This is a genomic window from Hymenobacter perfusus, from assembly GCF_003944765.1.
In the GTDB taxonomy this organism is placed as follows: Bacteria; Bacteroidota; Bacteroidia; order Cytophagales; family Hymenobacteraceae; genus Hymenobacter; species Hymenobacter perfusus.
Window position 1 is genome coordinate 649,060 of record NZ_RWIU01000002.1, and the last position, 17,919, is coordinate 666,978.

The 17,919-nt window shown below is 63.2% G+C and carries 13 protein-coding genes and 2 tRNA genes; 9 read left to right on the forward strand and 6 right to left on the reverse strand.

Annotation, left to right across the window (positions count from 1 at the left end):
* Positions 1-98: 98 nt before the first annotated feature.
* The 3 genes from EI293_RS08900 to EI293_RS08910 all read left to right on the forward strand — a co-directional run bounded on the left by EI293_RS08900 (position 99) and on the right by EI293_RS08910 (position 2,737).
* Positions 99-989: a helix-turn-helix domain-containing protein gene (locus EI293_RS08900; RefSeq protein ID WP_125436776.1), complete on the forward strand. Its 891-nt coding sequence runs from the start codon at positions 99-101 to the stop codon at positions 987-989.
* A gap of 77 nt (positions 990-1,066) precedes the next feature.
* The gene (locus EI293_RS08905) at positions 1,067-1,804 is read left to right on the forward strand and encodes an SDR family oxidoreductase (RefSeq protein ID WP_125436777.1); all 738 of its coding nucleotides are present in this window, start codon (positions 1,067-1,069) and stop codon (positions 1,802-1,804) included.
* A gap of 177 nt (positions 1,805-1,981) precedes the next feature.
* A complete protein-coding gene (locus EI293_RS08910) occupies positions 1,982-2,737 on the forward strand; it encodes a nucleotidyltransferase domain-containing protein (RefSeq protein WP_170170318.1) in 756 nt (251 codons plus the stop codon).
* A 122-nt stretch (positions 2,738-2,859) separates the two neighbouring features.
* Here the strand turns inward: EI293_RS08910 and EI293_RS08915 are convergent, their stop codons facing one another.
* Positions 2,860-3,339, reverse strand: a complete 480-nt coding sequence (locus EI293_RS08915) for a GNAT family N-acetyltransferase (protein ID WP_125436779.1) — start codon at positions 3,337-3,339, stop codon at positions 2,860-2,862.
* Between the two features lie 225 nt (positions 3,340-3,564).
* Between EI293_RS08915 and EI293_RS08920 the strand changes: the two genes are divergently transcribed.
* Positions 3,565-4,641, forward strand: coding sequence for a DNA polymerase beta superfamily protein (locus EI293_RS08920; RefSeq protein WP_125436780.1), 1,077 nt, complete (start codon positions 3,565-3,567; stop codon positions 4,639-4,641).
* 114 nt (positions 4,642-4,755) lie between these two features.
* On the opposite strand, the gene EI293_RS08925 is transcribed toward EI293_RS08920, so the two are convergent.
* Both EI293_RS08925 and EI293_RS08930 read right to left on the reverse strand, forming a co-directional pair.
* Entirely contained in the window at positions 4,756-4,995 is a 240-nt protein-coding gene (locus tag EI293_RS08925) for a hypothetical protein (RefSeq protein WP_125436781.1), read from the reverse strand.
* A gap of 152 nt (positions 4,996-5,147) precedes the next feature.
* Complete coding sequence (locus tag EI293_RS08930; RefSeq protein WP_125436782.1) at positions 5,148-5,426, reverse strand: hypothetical protein; 279 nt, start codon at positions 5,424-5,426, stop codon at positions 5,148-5,150.
* A 158-nt stretch (positions 5,427-5,584) separates the two neighbouring features.
* Between EI293_RS08930 and EI293_RS08935 the strand changes: the two genes are divergently transcribed.
* Positions 5,585-11,740, forward strand: coding sequence for a carboxypeptidase-like regulatory domain-containing protein (locus tag EI293_RS08935; RefSeq protein WP_125436783.1), 6,156 nt, complete (start codon positions 5,585-5,587; stop codon positions 11,738-11,740).
* 87 nt (positions 11,741-11,827) lie between these two features.
* Positions 11,828-12,778 (forward strand): ADP-ribosylglycohydrolase family protein, encoded by a 951-nt coding sequence (locus tag EI293_RS08940; protein ID WP_125436784.1) that lies wholly within the window; start codon positions 11,828-11,830, stop codon positions 12,776-12,778.
* Positions 12,779-12,863: 85 nt separating this feature from the next.
* Here EI293_RS08940 and EI293_RS08945 read toward each other — a convergent pair whose 3' ends face one another.
* The 3 genes from EI293_RS08945 to EI293_RS08955 form a co-directional block, all read right to left on the reverse strand.
* On the reverse strand, positions 12,864-14,183 hold the full coding sequence (locus EI293_RS08945; protein ID WP_125436785.1) for a DASH family cryptochrome: 1,320 nt from the start codon (positions 14,181-14,183) through the stop codon (positions 12,864-12,866).
* A gap of 142 nt (positions 14,184-14,325) precedes the next feature.
* Positions 14,326-14,399 (reverse strand) — tRNA-Asp (locus EI293_RS08950).
* Positions 14,400-14,717: 318 nt separating this feature from the next.
* A tRNA-Asp gene (locus EI293_RS08955) sits at positions 14,718-14,791 on the reverse strand.
* Positions 14,792-15,052: 261 nt separating this feature from the next.
* Here EI293_RS08955 and EI293_RS08960 point away from each other — a divergent pair.
* The 3 genes from EI293_RS08960 to EI293_RS08970 all read left to right on the forward strand — a co-directional run bounded on the left by EI293_RS08960 (position 15,053) and on the right by EI293_RS08970 (position 17,902).
* Positions 15,053-16,000: an acetyl-CoA carboxylase carboxyltransferase subunit alpha gene (locus tag EI293_RS08960; protein WP_125436786.1), complete on the forward strand. Its 948-nt coding sequence runs from the start codon at positions 15,053-15,055 to the stop codon at positions 15,998-16,000.
* Positions 16,001-16,150: 150 nt separating this feature from the next.
* Positions 16,151-16,993 carry an MBL fold metallo-hydrolase gene (locus EI293_RS08965; RefSeq protein WP_125436787.1) on the forward strand — a complete coding sequence of 281 codons (843 nt, stop codon included), beginning with the start codon at positions 16,151-16,153 and terminating at the stop codon, positions 16,991-16,993.
* A gap of 69 nt (positions 16,994-17,062) precedes the next feature.
* On the forward strand, positions 17,063-17,902 hold the full coding sequence (locus EI293_RS08970; protein ID WP_125437157.1) for a patatin-like phospholipase family protein: 840 nt from the start codon (positions 17,063-17,065) through the stop codon (positions 17,900-17,902).
* Positions 17,903-17,919: the final 17 nt, after the last annotated feature.

Consider the following 17,919-nt stretch of genomic DNA (forward strand, 5'->3'; position numbering starts at 1 on the left):
CAGGAAGTAATCAGGCCGCATCAGGAAAAAATCGTACAGGGTGGCTGGGCCGATAAAACCAGCTGCGGCGCTCCTTGCAAAAGCCGTAGGTTTGGGACATGAACATGCTTCAGAGCCAGCAACCGGTTCCCGTCCATGCGTTTAAGCCCGATAAAGCAACCGGGAGCAATGCCTTTACCATTGCCCGGTCGGAAGGAGGGTTGGTGTACGAGTCGGACGTGCTGCTGCCCCATCGCAAGGCGTATTACCTGCTGGTGTTTGTCAGACACAACCGGGGCCGGCATTGGGTAGACACGATGCCCTACGAGCATCACGACAACACATTCTACTTCTCGACTCCCACCCAGGTGATGGTCAAAGAGGAGCCCACGCCCTCGTGGGGGACTTTCCTGACGTTCACCAACGAGTTTCTGGCCCTGCAGCAGAACGCTGCCATTCGCGGCCTGCCGCTCATTCAAAATCCCCACAATGGGCACGAATTGCAGCTGGCGGCGGCGGATGTGGCCTTTGTAGAGGAGGTGCTGGCGAAACTGGAAGCCGAGTACCAGGCTCCCGGCCCGTGGCAGCACCAGATGCTGAGTGCCTACCTGACGGTGCTGCTTACCTACCTGAGCCGCTTATATACCGAGCAGTTTACCGGTGCCGAGCCGTCGGCCGAAAAGCAGCTGCTGAAAACCTACCAGGCCAAAATTGAGGAGTGCTTCCGCGAATTGCACGAGGTAGGCGCGTACGCAGAGCTGCTCCATCTGTCGGCAGGACACTTGAGCGAAGTGGTGAAAGCCCAGAGTGGTAAGCCCGCCATTAAGCACATTCATGAGCGGCTGGTGCTGGAAGCCCGGCGGCAGCTTTTCTATAGCTATCAGTCGCTCAAGGAAATTGCTTTCGACCTGGGATTTTCGGATGCGTCCTACTTTGCCCGCTTCTTTAAGCGCGAAACCGGCATGACGCCGGCCGAGTATCGGGCCTCCACCCGTGAAATGTACCAGTAGTACCGCAAAATGGATATTATCCGCCCCCAAGGTGCCCGGTACCTTTGTGTTGTTCATCAGGTAACTAACCACTAACCATGAAGAAAGCACTCATTACTGGGGCCAACAAAAGCATTGGCTTCGAAGCGGCCCGGCAGCTGCTCCAGCGCGGCTACTACGTGTACCTGGGCAGCCGCGACGCGCAAAAAGGCCAGCAGGCCGTTGAGCAACTGCACGCCACCGGATACCCGCAGGTGGAACTACTCCAGCTTGATGTTGCCGACAAAGCCTCCGTAGCTGCCGCCCGCGAGGCGCTGGGCCGGAAAACCGACGTCCTGGACGTCCTCATCAACAACGCCGGCATCAGCGGGGGCATGCCGCAGCCCGCGCTAACTACCAGCGTCAGCGTAATCAAGGAGGTGTATGAAACCAACGTGTTTGGCGTAATTGAGGTGACGCAGGCCTTCATCGACCTGCTGCAGAAGTCACCGGAACCCCGGATTGTCAACGTAACGTCGGGCCTGGGTTCCCTCACGCTGCATACGGATCCTTCCTGGAAGTATTATCCGGTGAAGGGCGCAGCATACGCACCGTCTAAGGCGGCCTTGAACGCCTACACAATTATGCTGGCCTACGAGCTGCGCGACACGGCTTTCAAAGTAAACGCCGTGGACCCCGGCTACACCGCCACCGATTTCAACCACCACAGCGGCCCTGGTAGCGTGTCCGATGCCGCCGCCCGTCTGGTACGCGCAGCCACATTGGGCCCGGATGGCCCCACCAGCCAGTTTTTCAGCGACGACAACGCGCCTGAAACGGGTATCAGCCCGTGGTAGAAAATGCAGGTCTTATCGGACCAGGCAGGGCCTGCGTGTTGTACGGAGGTAATACGCAAATTCTAACGGCCGGCCGGCCCTGTAGAAGCGGAAAGGCTTCAGCAGGTCTGGCCGGCCGTTCAGTTTAGAATACTAAGTACCTTTCGGGTCGTATTGGCACCATCATTCTGCTTTCCCGTGCACGTCCGCATCCAAACCGCCCTTACCCAGCTCGAAGCCACGCACCACATTCGCATCCTGTACGCCTGCGAGTCGGGGAGCCGGGCCTGGGGCTTCCCCTCGCCGGATTCCGACTACGACGTGCGCTTCCTCTACAGCCACCCGGCCGACTGGTACCTGACCCTCGACGACGGCCCCGACACGCTCAACTTCCCCGTGGACGACGAGCTGGACTTGGCTGGCTGGGAGCTGCGCAAGACGCTGAAGCTGCTGCGCGGCTCTAATGCAGCCCTGTTCGAGTGGCTCCAGTCGCCGGTGGTGTACCGGGAAGCGGCCGGGTTTCGGGCGGCGCTGCAGCCGCTGCTGCCGGCCTGCTGGAACCCGCGCGCCGGCCTGCACCACTACCTGGGCCAGCTGCGGCGCGGGGTAGCGGAGGACCTGACCGGCGAGCAGGTGCGCCTCAAGCGGCTGTTCTACGCCCTGCGCTCGGCCCTGGCTGCCCGCTGGATTCAGCATCATCCTGACCAGGTGCCGCCCATGGAGTTTGCCCAGTTGCGCGCGCTGCTGCCGCCGGACCTGAACGGCGCGGTAGAGGAGCTACTGGCCCGCAAAGGCACCGCCGACGAGAAAACCACCGTGTCGCGCCCGGCCGCGCTGGTGGCGTATCTGCAGCAGGAGTACGACGCTGGCCAGGCCGCCCGCGTTACCCTGCCCGTACCGCGCCACCTCGAGCCCACGCCGGCGCTGGACGCCGTGTTTCGGGCGTGGGTGTAGCGCGAAGCCTTTGCTTCGCGCAGCGCTGAACGGCAACTGTGAGTGGGCTCCGCATGACGTGTAATGGCGCGGGGACGCGAACTACCAAGTTGGCGCTACCGTGGAGCAACTCCGCAACGGGGCTAGGGGAGTTGATAGATAAATTCCTCTATCTCGGCCTGGCGGGCACTGGCAAAGCCGTTGTCGGTGCCCACTTTGCGAAAGCCGCAGTGGGTGAGGACTTTCTGCGAGCCGAAATTGTCGAAGGCCACCCGGCCAAAGAGCGGGCGGGCGGGCTCTAGCTCCAGAAAGTGGCGCAGCGCGGCAGTAGCCACGCCCCGGCCCCAGCAGCGTCTGTCCAGCCAATACGTAATTTCGGCCTCGCCCTCAATTTCGAACTTGGCGATGCTACCGGCCAGCTCGCCGTCTACCAGAATGGTCTGCATGTGGATGGTCGGGTCGCGCAAAAACCGGCGGTATTTTTCCCGATATGCTTCCTTATTCGTGTGGTCTTTGGGCATGAAGGCCGCCAGATACGCCGCCTCTTCATTTAGTTGAAACTGAAACAAAGCATCCAGATCAGCTTCCTTCGTCAGTCGTAGCGTTATCTGCAGGTTTGCCATGCTGGCGTTGGTTGTGGCTGTGGTCAGACATAAAAAAATACTGATTAAAAGTAGAAAACACGCCTGACATTGAGCTGCTTGTTACGGATGCTGCTTACTTGAACAATTGTGGAAACACGATACTTCGCGTCTCCCGCCAGAACAACCGAAGCCACACAATTCCAACAACTTCAGCAACGCCGAGACGCGAAGTGTCGCGTCTCTACAACCGTTATACCCAGTTCCATGACCATCGACGACCTGCGCCGGCGCGGCCTCATCCTGTTTGAGGCCCTGAGCGGCAGCCGCGCCTACGGCACCGACCTGCCCCACTCCGACACGGACCTGAAAGGCGTGTTCATCCTGCCCGAAACCGAGTTCTACGGCCTCGACTATGTACCTCAGGTAGCGAATGAGACGAACGACGAGGTGTACTATGAGCTGCGCCGCTTCGTGGAGCTGCTGCTCAAAAGCAACCCCACGGCCCTGGAGCTGCTGGCCTCACCCGAGGACTGCGTGCGGCTGCGGCATCCGCTGTTCGAGGCGTTTCGGGTTGAGGATTTCCTGTCGCAGCTGTGCCGCCAGAGCTTCGCCGAGTACGCCGTGGCCCAGATCCGTAAAGCCTGGGGCCTCAACAAGAAAATCAACCACCCCGAACCGCCCGCCCGCAAGTCGGTGCTGGATTTCTGCTACGTGACGGTGGGCGCGGGCGCGCAGCCGGTGGCTACCTGGCTGGACCGGCGCGGCTACGCGGCCACCCAGTGCGGCCTGGCCAACGTCAACCACCTGACGGACCTCTATGCCCTGTTCGTGGATGAAACGCCCGACCGTCGCCACAGCTACCGGGGCCTTTTGCGCGACGCGGATACCTCCCAGGACGTGCTGCTTTCGGCCGTGCCGAAGGGGGAGGTGCCGGTGGCCTACCTGAGCTTCAACCGCAACGGCTACAGTACCTATTGCCGGGTGTTTCGGGAGTACCAGGAGTGGGAGCAGAAGCGCAACCCCGAGCGGTATCAGAACACCGTGCAGCACGGCAAAAACTACGACGCCAAGAACATGCTCCACGTGTTCCGGCTGCTGGGCATGGCCGAGGAAATTGCCACCACCGGCCGCCTGCACGTGCGCCGCCCCAACCGGGACTTCCTGCTGCAAATCCGCCGCGGCGAGTTCGGCTACGAGCAGCTGGTAGCCGAGGCCGAGGCCCTGGTACAGCAGGTGGAAGCCGCTTTTGCCACGTCTGACTTGCCCGAAACGCCCGACCGGGAAGCCGCTGAGCAGTTGCTGGTGCAGGTGCGGCGGGCGTGGTACGCGGCGCAGGAATAGGCACCACGAAAAAAAGCCTGTCATGCCGGGCGGCGAAAGAAATCCGGATTACATCATTGAGCTAAATGCTGCACTCCGCTGGGCATGACAGGTTATGGCGTAGCCGCCCGCCGACTACCGCGTGGAATGGCGGCCTACCCGGTACGAGGACTGACTGCGGGCTTTTTTGCGGAAGACGCCCAGCCGCTTATTGCTGATTTTGCGGCCTTTATAGTGCTTGTAGGAAGGCCGGTGGGTGTAAGATTTACCGCGCATCTTGGCCCGGGCGTAGCGGGTGGGCCGGGCCGCTTCGGCGGGCAAAAGTGGGCTGCCGAGCAGCAGCACTACGAAAAGCAGGAGCAGGAAGCGAGTCATGGACTATGCTGGTTGGCGTTCCGCGGAATAACTCTGTTTCGGTGGTTAAAATTGTGCTGGTCAGACAGGTGTCCTTGTCAAGCCACAAAAAAAACGCTCTTCCCAACCCCGAAGGATTGAGAAGAGCGGTAACAAAGCGGCCGGAACGCAGGCTATTGGCTGTTGCCAATCGTCTGGTTGCGGGAGCGGCGGGGCGTGGTGGATTTGGCCTTCTTGCGGCGCCAGAACTGGAACCACTTCTGCCGGTAGCGCACCGTGCGCTTGCGGCGAATTTTGTTGCTGCGGCCTTTGTAGGTGCGGTAATTGGGGCGGTGGACGTATACTTTGCCGCGCATTTTAGCGCGGGCCGCCGGGCCGCCCTGGGCCAGGGCCGGGCCTACATCAGCCAGTGCCATCAGCACCAGCCACAGAACAAGAAGAAGTCTAGGCATAAAAAGAAGGTAAGCCGCAAAACGGGAGGCGAAGTTAGGGCTCCAAACGGCAAGTATTCGGCCAGAATACGGAGAGTACGCAAAAAAAGTCGACGGTGGATTGTGGAAAGTGCCGAATAGTAGCATCTGACGGGTAGAAATCATATTCTTTCCGGCCTATGTCTACATGCTTACGCCCGTTTTTTTTGTGCTTGATTCTGCTGGCCGGGGCCTTCTCCGCCCCGGCCCAGCGGCTGGCCGCCGCCCGTCAGCAGAGCTACCTGACCAAAATATTCCGTCTTACCGACCCGCAGACCCGCCACCTCTACGAGCGGGGGCTGTCGACGGCCCGCCCGGAGTTCTTCACCCAGCCCGTTGATTCGTTTCCAACGGCGGCGGCTGATAGCCTGGGCCGGGCGCAACTCAGCCGCCTGCCCGCGGGCTACTACCTGGTGGCCCACACCGAAGGCCCGCAGCTGGTGTTCTGGCTGCATGCTCGCACCGGCCGCCAGCTCACGGTGCTGGATAATCAGGTAGACCTCACGCTGCTGCTGCGCGATTCGCTGGGCCAGCTGCTGCCCGATGCCCGCCTGGTGCTGCCCCGGGGCCGGGTAGTGCCCTTTGATGCCGCCACCCAAACCTACCGTCTGCCTGGCCGCGCCGGTCGGCCCGGGTTGCTGGCCGTGGAGCAGGGTGGGCGCACCACCTACCACGCCCTGGCCCAGACGTTTCCGGGGCGGCGCGCGCGCGGGCAGCAGGTTCTGACCTGGCGGCGGGTGTACCAGCGGGTGGTGTTCGGGTTTCCGCTGGGCTACCTTACCCGGCCGGTCCGCACGCTGGCCGGGCAGCTGCGCTATGCTTCCAACGTGTACACCGGCCCCATCGGACTGCTGCGCTCCGCCTTCAGCGAGGACGTGCGCGAGCAGCGCCGGGACACCCGCGCCAGCCGACGCGGCGCGAAATGGCAGTCCTACCTGGTGCTGAGCAAGCCGCGCTACCGCCCCCAGAGCGACACCCTGCAACTGAAAGCCCGCGTGCTGCACCGCCACGGCCGGCCCTGCCGTCGCCCCCTGGAGCTGCGCCTCACCGCCGACCAGGACCGTAAATCCCGCCTCGTGGCGGTGCTGCGGTCCGGCCCGTCGGGGGCCTACGAATACACGCTGCCGTTGCTGGATACTATGGGCCTGCGCACCGATCAGACGGTGCGGGTGGCCCTCACGCCGCCGGGTCGCTCCGGCCGGCCGCTGGCTTCGGGCAGTTTTCGGCTGGAAGATTACGAGCTGAAGAACACCCGCTACACCCTGCGAACCGCCGAAACCACGCACCGCGCCGGTACCACGCAGGCCCTGTTTCTGCGCGGGCAGGATGCCAATGAGTTGAATCTGCTGGATGCGCGGGTGCGCCTGAGCGTGACGCCCGCCGGGGTGGGCCGCTTCCCCGGCCGCCAGGTGTTCGTGCCCGATACTCTCTGGACCCGGGCCCAGCCCCTGGACGCCACCGGGGAAACCCGCCTCAACCTGCCCGCCACGGCCTTGCCTGCCGCCAACCTCAATTACCAGGTGCAGGCCGTATTCCTGAACGGCGACAACGAGCGCCTCACCCAGGCGGCCACGGTGGCGTATGCCCTGGAAGAGGGCGAGCTGCAGCTGACCCTGCAGCAGGATTCCGTGGTGGCCCGCTACGTGGCCAGCGGCCAGTCGCGGCTCGCTTCGGCCACCATCGAAACCACCACCGTCACCCCCGAGAAAGGCGAAGTAACCACCCGCGAAACGGTGCAGCTGCCGTTGCGGCGGCTGGTGGATGCGGGCGTGACCCGCTACCGCCTTACTGATGGGCAGCGGCCCGCCGCCGAGCTGCTGCTCACCGCCGATAACGCCGGGCTGCTGCTGCGCTCCGACCGCACCCCGGACTCCATCCGGCTGCGGGTGGAAAACCCGCGCCGGCTCCGGTTCTGGTACTACCTCTACCGGGGCAATACGCTGGTGCAGCGGGGCTATGCTACTGATCTGGCCCTGCAGCTGCCCGCGCCCGGCCCCGATACCTGGTACGCCTCGGTACACTACTACTGGGCCGGGGAACTGCGCACGGCTGAGTACAACGTGCCGCTGCCTCAGCATCAGTTAGTCATTGAAGCCGACCAGCCCGAGGTGGTATATCCGGGCCAGAAAGTGCAGCTGCGCTACACCGTGCGCGACGGCGCAGGCCGCCCCGTCCCCCGCGCCGACCTCACGGCCTACGCCCATACCAGCAAATTTGAAACGCCAATGGCTCCGGCGCTGCCCGATTTCGAGCCGGCCGTGCTGGGGCGCGTTTCCGTGCGCCGGTTCGGGCTGGGCGCGGGGTTCGAGAACCAGGCCGACGAGCCCGCGCGGCAGCCTTTGCCCTGGGGCGCGTGGCGGCAAAGCCTGGGCCTCGACTCACTGCGGTTCTACCAGTTTCTGTACCCTGATTTCGGCGCGTTCTATGACTATCAGCCGGCTCCCGGCGGTATCACGCAGCTGGCACCTTTCGTGGTCGATTCGGGTCGGGTGCAGCCCACGGTGGCCGTGTACGTGGCGGGCCGGCCGGTGTACGTGGCGGCCGTCAACGGCGACGAGCCCTTTGCCTTGGTGGCCGACAGCGGCCGGCACACGGTGGCCATCCGCACGCCCGACCGCCTTATCACCCTGCGCGACGTGTACCTGCGGCACCTGCACAAGCTCACTCTCAGTATCGACCCAAACCGGCCCTGCCGGGAGCTGACGGTGGAAAAGCGCGGCCCCGTAACGCCCGCCGAGCAGGCTGAGCTGGCGCGCTTCCTGCTGCTGCTGGACCGCAGCAGCTACCAGGAGCGAGTGTTGCTGCGGCAGGGCAACCGACTCCAGGCCCTGGGCGCGGGGGTGCCGCAGCTGCCCAACCGTCCGGCCCGGCCGTACCGCCACACGTACGGTAAGGAAGGCCTCACGCTCATTGGCGGCCCCTTCCGACCCGATTCGGTGCTGCTGCGCCGCTCCGATGGCGTGCGGCAGAAGTTTCTGCGGGAGCCGGGCTACCGCTACACCTTTGCGGCTGGTCTGCTGAAAATGCGCTGCGTATCGGGTACGGATGAGTTCGGTGACCTGCGGGCTTCGGTGGTGTTTCCGGTACTACCGTTTGCTGACTTCGCCCTCACCGAAGCCGACCTGCAGCCCCGCCCCGCTACCAGCTACTACCAGCCGCCGCGTCGGGAGCCGCTGCTGCCCGTTCCCACCGGCACACCCATCGGGCAGGGGCGGGTGGAGGTGCGCCTGCCCGTGTCGGGTGCTACGGGCCGCGCTATCCTGCCACCGGTGGCCTACACGCTGCTCACCCAGCCTGGCAACCGGCAGTTCAGCCGCCTGCTGCGCTACCTGCCCACGCCGCTGCACGCGCTGCCGCCCGGTCGCTACCGCCTGGCCCTGCTGCTGGCCGATAGCTCCGTACTGGCCCCCGACGCCGACCTGCGGGTGCAGGCCAACGGCACCACCTACGTGCAGCTCGATTCGCTGGACTGGCTTACGCGCGGCCCGGTGCGGCAAGCGTACTACCGCCGTTTCCAGGCTGAAATCCGGGCGCGGCTGCTGGCTGAACGGCCGGCTACGGTAGAACAGCTGGAGGCCCGCCGTGAAATTCCGGTTGCCAATCCCGTCATTCCCCAGCCCGGCTGGCGGGTAGTGCGTGGCCAGGTAACGGACCGCGCCAGCGGGGAGGGGCTGCCCGGCGTGACGGTGTTGCTGAAAGGCACCGCCCACGGCGTAAGCACTAATTCGGATGGTAGCTTTTCCATCTCCGCGCCACCGGCCGGCGGAGTGCTGATTTTTTCTTCCATTGGTTATGTGAGTATGGAGCGGCTGGTAGGAAGCCAGGTGCTGGATGTGGCTTTAGCAGCTGATGCCAAACAGCTCAGTGAGGTAGTGGTAACCGGCTACGGCACCCAGAAGCGGCGGCAGGAGTTGGCGGCTTCGGTGGCTTCGGTTGGTATAGACCAGGGATTGGCCGGCAAAGTGGCAGGAGTTTCTATCGTGACTGCACCCGGTGGCGGGACTGCCATCCGGATACGTGGCACCAGTACGGCCAACGGGGCGGGGGAGGCCCTGCTGATTGTGGACGGGCTGCCTTACAGCGGCTCAATGACTGAATTAGACCCCGAAAATATTGCCAAAGTCGAGGTCCTGAAATCGGCCTCGGCGGTGGCTATGTACGGTTCCCGGGCTGTTAATGGCGTGCTGATTATCACCACTAAAAACGGTGTGGCCGGCCGCCCGGCTCCCGGCCTCAACGGCCGGCCCGAGGCCCTGGGTCCCGATGGATTGCCGCTGGCTGCCGGCCGCGACCCGCGCCTGGCGCTGCGCCGTCGCTTCTCCGACGTAGGCTGGTGGCGACCCACGCTCGTGACAGATCAGCGGGGTGAGGCGCGCACCGATGTTATCATTCCCGACGACATCACCGGCTGGGATACCTTTGTGCTGGCCTCCGACGACCATGCCCGCACCGGTACCTTCACCCAGAAGCTCCGTTCCTTTAAAGCCCTGATGGGAGAGCTGGCCGCCCCACGCTTCCTGATTCAGGGCGACCGGCCCCAGGTGATTGGCAAAACGCTGAATTACCTGCCCGATACCGCCCAGGTACTCACCAGCTTCCAGGTGGGTGCGGGCCCGGCCACCACGCGCCAGCACCGGGTAGTGACGGCCGTGCTCGATACGCTCACCTTCACGGCCCCCACCGATGCGGACTCGGTGGCGGTGAGCTTCAGCCTGACCCAGCCCAACGGCTACCAGGATGGGGAGCTGCGCCAGTTGCCGGTGCTGCCCGCCGGTACCCGCGAGCGGGTGGGCACCTTCGCCATCCTCACCGCCGCCGATACTACCCTGACGCTGCCCGTGCGCCCCGACCTGGGGCCCGTGACGGTGCGGCTGGAGAGCGACCCGCTGCCGGTGCTGCTCGATGAAATCCGTCACCTGCAGGGCTATGCGTACCTCTGCAACGAGCAGGCGGCCTCCAAACTCACGGGGCTACTGCTGGAGCAGCGCATCCGGGCCGGAATGCAGCAGCCTTTCAAAGGCGCCCGTGATATCGACCGGCTCATCCGGCACCTGCTGCGCGGCCGTCATCAGCCCGGGCAATTGTGGGGGACCTGGCCAACTTCGCCGGTGAGTGCCTGGGCAACGGTGCATGTGGTGGAGGCGCTGCTGCAGGCCGAAGCGCAGGGCTACAAGGTGGCCCTCGACAAGGCCCCGCTGCGCCTGTACCTGCTCGGGCAGCTGGACGAGGCCTTTGCCGATGCCGCCGTGCGCCAGGCTCTGGGCCGCGCTGCCACCGGGTATTTCCGCACCGAAGACGACCGGATCCGGCTGCTGCACCTGCTGCACCAGCTCGGGGCCAACCCCGATTTCCCGACCCTCGTGCGCCGTTTCGAACAGGAGCGGCGCGGCCGCCAGCCCCTCGACCGGTACCTGGCCCTCACCCAGCTCCGGCAGCAGCTGGGCCTGCCGTATCAGCTTGATACGCTGCGCCGCTACCGCTTGCGCACGGAGCTGGGTGGCGTGTTCTTCGCCGATACGCTGCGGCCCGGTACCTTCTTTCGGTACCTGTTGCCTGACCGCCTGGGTAGCACGCTGCTGGCCTACCAGCTCCTGCGCGCCCAGGGTGGGCAGGAGCTGGAACTGCTTCGTATCCGCACGTACCTGCTCCAGCAGCGCCGTTTTGGTGGCCACTGGGCCAGCACCTACGAAACCGCCCGGATTCTGGCCACCATCGGCCCCGACCTGGTGGTGCCGGCCAGTGGGGGCCTCGTAGCCCGGGTACAGTTCAGTGGCAGCCTGAGCCGGGAAGTCAGCCGGTTTCCGTTCGACACCACATTTGCCGCTGCCGGTTCGCTCACGCTCCGCAAACAGGGCGGGCTGCCGGTGTACGCTACGGCGTATCAATCATTCTGGAACCCCGCGCCGGCCGCCGTGGCCGCGCCGTTCGTGGTGCGTACCCGGCTGGCGGGGCAGGAGGGTGGCCGCGTCGAACTGAAAGCCGGTCAGCCCGCCGAGCTGGAAGTGACCGTAGACGTGAAAGCGGAGGCCCGCTACGTGCTGCTGGAAGTACCCATTCCGGCCGGCTGCTCCTACGGGGATAAAGTCAGCGGAAACTCCTTTGAGGTCCACCGGGAATACCTGCGCCACCAAGTGGGCATCTTTATGGATGTGCTGCCGGTGGGCCGCCACACGTTTCGGGTGACGCTGCAGCCTCGTTACCGGGGGCGCTACACCCTCAACCCTGCCAAAGCTGAGCTGATGTACTTCCCCACCCGTTTCGGCCGCTCGGCCAGCAAGCAGGCGGTAGTGAAGTAATCCGGAATGACGTTCTTTTCTTCGGTACCAATTCCCTTCCCCGCACGGCTCCGTATTATTGGCCCAGATTTCCTTTTCTATCCCGTTATGACCTTTTCTTCTCCCGAAGCCCAACTCCGCGCGGCCCTGCTGGGCCTGGCCGTGGGCGACGCTCTGGGCGTGCCTGTGGAGTTCCAGAGCCGCCCCGCCCGCCGCCTCGAACCCGTAGTACACATGCGTGAATATGGCACGCACCACCAGCCCGCCGGCACCTGGTCCGATGACGCTTCGCTCACGTTCTGCCTGGCCGAAGCCATTGCCGATGGCTTTAGCGTAGCCAAAGTGGCCGACTATAGCCGCCGCTGGTACTACGAAAACTTCTGGACGCCCCACGGCCGCGTGTTCGACATCGGTATTACCACCCGTGAAGCCCTGAGCCGCCTGCAGTCCAACCCCGACCTGATTCTGGCCGGCGGTACCGATGAGTACAGCAACGGCAACGGCGCCCTGATGCGGATTCTGCCGCTGGCTTTCTACCGGGAAGATGCCCCGCTGGTTGAGCGTTTTGAACTGGTCCGGCAGGTGTCGGCCATCACGCACGGCCACATTCGCTCGGCCGTGGCGTGCTTTCTGTATCTGGAAATGGCCCGGCATCTGCGCGCCGGTCTGGCTCCGGCCGCCGCCTACGTCGCCATGTGCCAACAGGCCCCGGCCCAGCTCCTGGAGATGAAGATTCCGGCCCACGAAGCCGACAAGTTTGAGCGTATCCTCAGTGGCCGTCTGCCAATTATATCAGACAAGGCAATTGACAGCGGCGGTTACGTAATGGCCACGCTGGAAGCCAGCCTCTGGTGCCTGCTCCGCCACGAAACCTTTGCCGAAACCGTGCTGGCCGCCGTCAACCTCGGCGACGATACCGACACCACCGGGGCCGTAACCGGCGGCCTGGCCGGCCTGTACTACGGCGAGGCCGCCATTCCGCCCGAGTGGCTGCAAGTGCTGGCCCGCCGCCCCGATATTGAGGATCTGGCGCATCGTATGGCCCGGCAGGGAAGCTAAAAAAAGGTCCATTCAGAGTACTGAAGGGACCTTTTGAATTTCATAGCCCGGCAGTGTACCCACACTAAAGTAACCGACGAATGGGCTACGGCTGCTGCCAGGTGCGCACGTAGCGGCCCTGGCGGTCGTAGCGCTGAGCCTGTTGGTCCACGTCGAAGGCGGTGTCGCGCACGTCGGTGCCGGTGCCGGCAATGTATTTCCAGTTGCCCCAGTTCGAGGCCGGGTCGTAGTCGATGAGTTGGTGCTCAAACCAGGCCGCTCCCCAGCGCCAGTCCTGGTGCAGATCATGAATGAGGTAGCTGGCTACGTTCTGGCGGCCGCGGTTACTCATGAAGCCGGTAGCAACCAGCTCGCGCATGTTGGCATCCACGAAGGCGTTGCCGGTGCGGCCCTGGGTCCAGCGCTCAAACACGGCGCGGTCGGGGCTGGTGGGTTTGGGCAACTGGTCGCGCAGGCCGCGCCAGCGGAAGAAGTCGGCTCCGGCGCGCAGGGCCAGCAGCCGGAAGTAGTCGCGCCACAGCAGCTCCAGGCGCAGCTGCATGGCCCCTTTGCTACGGGCGCCGTAGGTGGCGTCGTAGTCGTCGATGGCGGCCCAGATCTGACGGGCCGAGAGGCTGCCGTTGGCCAGCCAGGGCGAAAACTTGGTGCTGAAGGCCTCGCCCAGCATTTGGTTGCGGGTGTCGTCGTAGCGGCCGATGAGGTGGCGTTCCACGGCGTAATCGTGGAGGCGGGCCAGGGCGGCGGTTTCGCCCCCGCCCAGCGCGGGCAGGGCTGAGCGCCGGTCGTGGGGCCGGGTGGCGGGGGCCGGCTGCCCCAGCGTGGCCGCCAGCGCGGCGGCGGTAGGCAGCGCGGCCGGCGCGAAGCTGGCGGGCAGCGGCGGCAGCTGGCCGGGGGCAGGCTCCGCAGGCCGCACCCTCATTTTGGAAAAGACGTCGAACCGGAACTTGCTGAACGAATAGGGCAGGTTGCGCACCGGAATGGGCAGATCCTGGGGGCGCAGCAGCGTCAGGGTTTCGAAGAAGTGCAGGGGTGTTTTGGGGCTCAGGGCCGCTTCCAGGGCATCTTCGGTTTCCCATTCCTCGGTGGTATGCTCGGCACTGGCCCAGATAGCTTCGGCCCCCACCTGCCGGGCCAGGGCTGGCAGCTCGTCTTCGGGACGGCCCACCACAAAATGAATGCCGGTGCCTAAAGCGGCGTAGCGCTGCTGCAAATCGGCCAGGGTTTCGAGCAGGAAGGGCAGCCGGTGCGGGCCGACGCGCGGTAGCTCCAGGTACGGGTCGGGGCCGAGGGCTACGGGGTCGAAGCAGAACACGGGCAGCAGGGCCGTGGCGTGGGGCGGCAAGGCCGTCAGCACGGCATTGTCGTGCAGGCGCAGGTCGTTGCGCAGCCAGTAAAGAACGGTCATCGGGAGAACAGCAGCTTGGTTGAGGGGCTAACAGGTTTCCCAGCAAATCTTCCCGCTTCTGGTTCTCTGCATGACGTTCTGGTTGCCGCGCAGGTAGCCGGAAAAAGCAAAAGGCCCTTCAGATTTCTCTGAAGGGCCTTTGCGGTCCGGACGGGACTCGAACCCGCGACCTCCGCCGTGACAGGGCGGCATTCTAACCAACTGAACTACCGAACCGTTTTATCTAGTGGAGCAAACCGTGCGTTTGTCCGTTTTGATGATGCAAATATAGAAGGCTGATTTTGACTGTGCAAACAAAAAACTGCCTTGGTTGCCTATGGCAAGGGTTTTTGCGGAGGTATTGTTCTGTTCCTAAATAGGATAGAGGTTAAAAAAAACTTTCAAATAATTTCCTGGCCTGTTCTGCTGGTCTTATTAAGATGCAGTTGTCCAGCTACAGGAGTACATATCAATGCGTATCTGCCAGCCCGAGGATTGGTTTGGCCCTGAGCTAAAAAAGCAAAAGGCCCTTCAGATTTCTCTGAAGGGCCTTTGCGGTCCGGACGGGACTCGAACCCGCGACCTCCGCCGTGACAGGGCGGCATTCTAACCAACTGAACTACCGAACCGTTTTATCTAGTGGAGCAAACCGTGTGTTTGTCCGTTTTGATGATGCAAAAGTAGAGGGCCGGATTGGACTGTGCAACTCCACAGCAAAAAAAGACAGAAAAAAGAAGTCGTTGGAATTGTTTTAAGCTGGCAGTCAGGTAGAAAAATTTTCAAAAAAAACCGGAGCGGCAGGCTGTGCGCCAAATCCGGCCCGTCGCTTACCTTTGCTTTCATCTCAATAGCTACCCCTCGCACCTTCTCAACCACCTCCTGCCGTGGCAATGCTCCTCGATTTCGAACAACCGATTGCCGCTCTCGAAGGCAAGCTCCGTGAAATGCAACAACTGGCCCTTGATAGCCAGGTGGACGTCTCGGAGGCGGTAACGGCCCTCGAAGCCAAAATAAAAGCGCTTAAAAAGGAAACGTACGCCAACCTGACCCGCTGGCAGCGCGTGCAACTCTCGCGCCATCCTGACCGCCCTTACACCCTCGATTACATTGCGGGCATGAGCGAGAAGTTCATTGAGCTGCACGGCGACCGGACCGTGGGCGACGATAAGGCCATGGTGGGCGGATTCGGTGAAATTGACGGTCGCTCGGTGATGTTCATCGGCCAGCAGAAGGGCCGCAACACCAAACAGCGGCAGTTCCGCAACTTCGGCATGCCCAACCCCGAGGGCTACCGCAAGGCGTTGCGCCTGATGAAGCTGGCTGAAAAGTTCAACCGTCCCATCGTCACGCTCATTGATACGCCGGGTGCGTTTCCCGGCCTTGAGGCCGAAGAGCGGGGGCAGGGTGAGGCCATTGCCCGCAACCTCAAGGAAATGTTTCTGCTGAAGGTGCCCGTTATCTGCATCATCATTGGCGAGGGAGCCTCCGGCGGGGCTTTGGGTATTGCCATCGGCGACCGGGTGCTGATGCTGGAAAACACTTGGTACTCTGTTATTTCGCCCGAGTCGTGCAGCAGCATCCTGTGGCGCAGCTGGGACTACAAGGAGCAGGCCGCTGAGGCCCTCAAGCTCACGGCCACCGATATGCTGGGCAATAAGCTCGTGGATGGCATCGTGAAGGAGCCCCTGGGTGGCGCCCACACCGACGCGGCTACTATGATTAAAACCCTCAAAAAGACTATCCTCAAAACCCTCGACGAACTGGAAGCCCTGCCGGCCGAGGAGCGCATCAGCCAGCGCATCGATAAGTTCTCGAACATGGGCGTGGTGCTGGAGTAAGCGCAAACGGCTAAATACCTCCTGGTCATCCTGAGCGGAGCGAAGAACTTTATCACAACTGAACGCATCGTTGCAACGTGATAAGGTCCTTCGCTCCGCTCAGGATGACATTTTTTTATTCCTTTACCGTTTCAATCCCACCCCCTTGTTATGACCGTTCACACCCTCGATACCGGCCTGTTTAAACTGGATGGCGGCGCCATGTTTGGCGTGGTGCCCAAAAGCATGTGGCAGAAGCTGGTGCCCGCCGATGACCACAATATGTGCACTTGGGCATTACGCTGCCTGCTGGTGGAAGATGGGAACCGCCTCACGCTGGTGGATACGGGCATCGGGAGCAAACAGGACGGGAAGTTTCGGGGACACTTTTACCTGCACGGCGACGATACGCTGGAAAACTCCCTGCGGCAGCGCGGCTTCACGTCTTCCGACATCACCGACGTATTCCTGACCCACCTGCATTTCGACCACGTGGGCGGGGCCGTGGTGCGCACCCCCGACGACAAGCTGCAACTGGCCTTCCCCAACGCCACCTACTGGAGCAACCAAGCCCATTGGGACTGGGCCCTGACGCCCAATCCACGCGAAAAGGCTAGTTTTCTGCAGGAAAATATCCGGCCCATCCAGGAAAGCGGTCACCTGCAGTTTGTGCAGGAGGGCGTACCGGCCGGGCTGCCAATGTTCCAGGAAATTGTATTTGTGGATGGGCACACTGAGAAGATGATGCTGCCGGTGCTGCCGTACAAAGGCCGCACGCTGGCTTTCGTGGCCGACCTGATTCCAAGTGCCGCCCACGTGCCGCTGCCCTACGTGATGGGTTACGACATGCGCCCCCTGCAAACGATGCAGGAAAAAGACACGCTGCTGCAGCGGGCCGCACAGGAAAACTGGGTGCTGGTGCTGGAACACGATGCCCAGACCGAGTGCATCACCGTGCAGCACACTGAAAAAGGCATCCGGGTAGCGGAACGGTTCCGTTTGAGCGAGCTGTAAGGCGTTGCTGTTGCTGGTTTTTTTGTTGGTTTTTGGTTTTTCGTCACTTCCAGCCTCGTCAGTCCCGTGATGCAGACCTCACCGCCAACTCCCGCAAATGAACCGTTAGCCACCAGCAGCCAACAACCAACAACAAAAAAACAACTGGGGCTGGCGCTGTCCGGCGGGGGAGCCCGGGGCATTGCCCATTTGGGCGTATTGGCGGCGCTGGAGGAGTTGCAGCTGCCCGTAGCGTGCCTGGCGGGCGTTTCGTCGGGGGGGATTGTGGGAGCGTTGTATGCGGCTGGCTTGCCGCCGCGGGAGGTGCTGCGGCTGCTGCGGGCGTTGTCCCTCATCCGGATTACCCGCGTGGCCCTGAGCAGCTACGGCCTGCTGCGCATGGATGCCGTGGGGACGCTGCTGGAGCAATACCTGGGCATCGGGTGCACCTTCGAGCAGCTGCGGCTGCCCCTGACGCTGGTGGCTACCGACTTGCTGGCGGGTACGTCCGTGCGGTTTTCGAGCGGCCCTTTGATTCCGCCGCTGCTGGCCTCGGCAGCCGTACCCATCCTGTACCGGCCGGTAGAGTACCAGGGCCGGCAGCTGGTGGATGGCGGGCTGCTGAACAATCTGCCGGTAGAGGCGCTGGCGGAAAATGCTTCGCCGGAGTTGCGGCTGGTGGGCGTGCATTGCAATCCGCCCAACCCGGCCGCGCAGGTTGCCAACTTCCGGGCCTTGGTGGAGCGTACCTTTAACCTGGCCATTGGCAGCAACACGGTGCAGAGCCGGCAACTATGCCATCTGCTGCTGGAGCCACCGGCGCTGCGGCAGTATCGGACCATGAGCTTCCGACGGGCTCCGGAACTATTCGACATCGGCTACCAGTACACGCTGGAGCAGGCCGGGGCGCTGGAAAACCTGCTGCGTTGAGGTAGCGCTGGGTGCTT

Bases quoted from the DNA above. Each gene is read 5' to 3' on its own strand.
- EI293_RS08900 (WP_125436776.1), top strand. From the start codon at position 99: ATGAACATGCTTCAGAGCCAGCAACCGGTTCCCGTCCATGCGTTTAAG.
- EI293_RS08905 (WP_125436777.1), top strand. From the start codon at position 1,067: ATGAAGAAAGCACTCATTACTGGGGCCAACAAAAGCATTGGCTTCGAA.
- EI293_RS08915 (WP_125436779.1), bottom strand. From the start codon at position 3,339: ATGGCAAACCTGCAGATAACGCTACGACTGACGAAGGAAGCTGATCTG.
- EI293_RS08920 (WP_125436780.1), top strand. From the start codon at position 3,565: ATGACCATCGACGACCTGCGCCGGCGCGGCCTCATCCTGTTTGAGGCC.
- EI293_RS08925 (WP_125436781.1), bottom strand. From the start codon at position 4,995: ATGACTCGCTTCCTGCTCCTGCTTTTCGTAGTGCTGCTGCTCGGCAGC.
- EI293_RS08930 (WP_125436782.1), bottom strand. From the start codon at position 5,426: ATGCCTAGACTTCTTCTTGTTCTGTGGCTGGTGCTGATGGCACTGGCT.
- EI293_RS08935 (WP_125436783.1), top strand. From the start codon at position 5,585: ATGTCTACATGCTTACGCCCGTTTTTTTTGTGCTTGATTCTGCTGGCC.
- EI293_RS08940 (WP_125436784.1), top strand. From the start codon at position 11,828: ATGACCTTTTCTTCTCCCGAAGCCCAACTCCGCGCGGCCCTGCTGGGC.
- EI293_RS08945 (WP_125436785.1), bottom strand. From the start codon at position 14,183: ATGACCGTTCTTTACTGGCTGCGCAACGACCTGCGCCTGCACGACAAT.
- EI293_RS08960 (WP_125436786.1), top strand. From the start codon at position 15,053: ATGCTCCTCGATTTCGAACAACCGATTGCCGCTCTCGAAGGCAAGCTC.
- EI293_RS08965 (WP_125436787.1), top strand. From the start codon at position 16,151: ATGACCGTTCACACCCTCGATACCGGCCTGTTTAAACTGGATGGCGGC.
- EI293_RS08970 (WP_125437157.1), top strand. From the start codon at position 17,063: ATGCAGACCTCACCGCCAACTCCCGCAAATGAACCGTTAGCCACCAGC.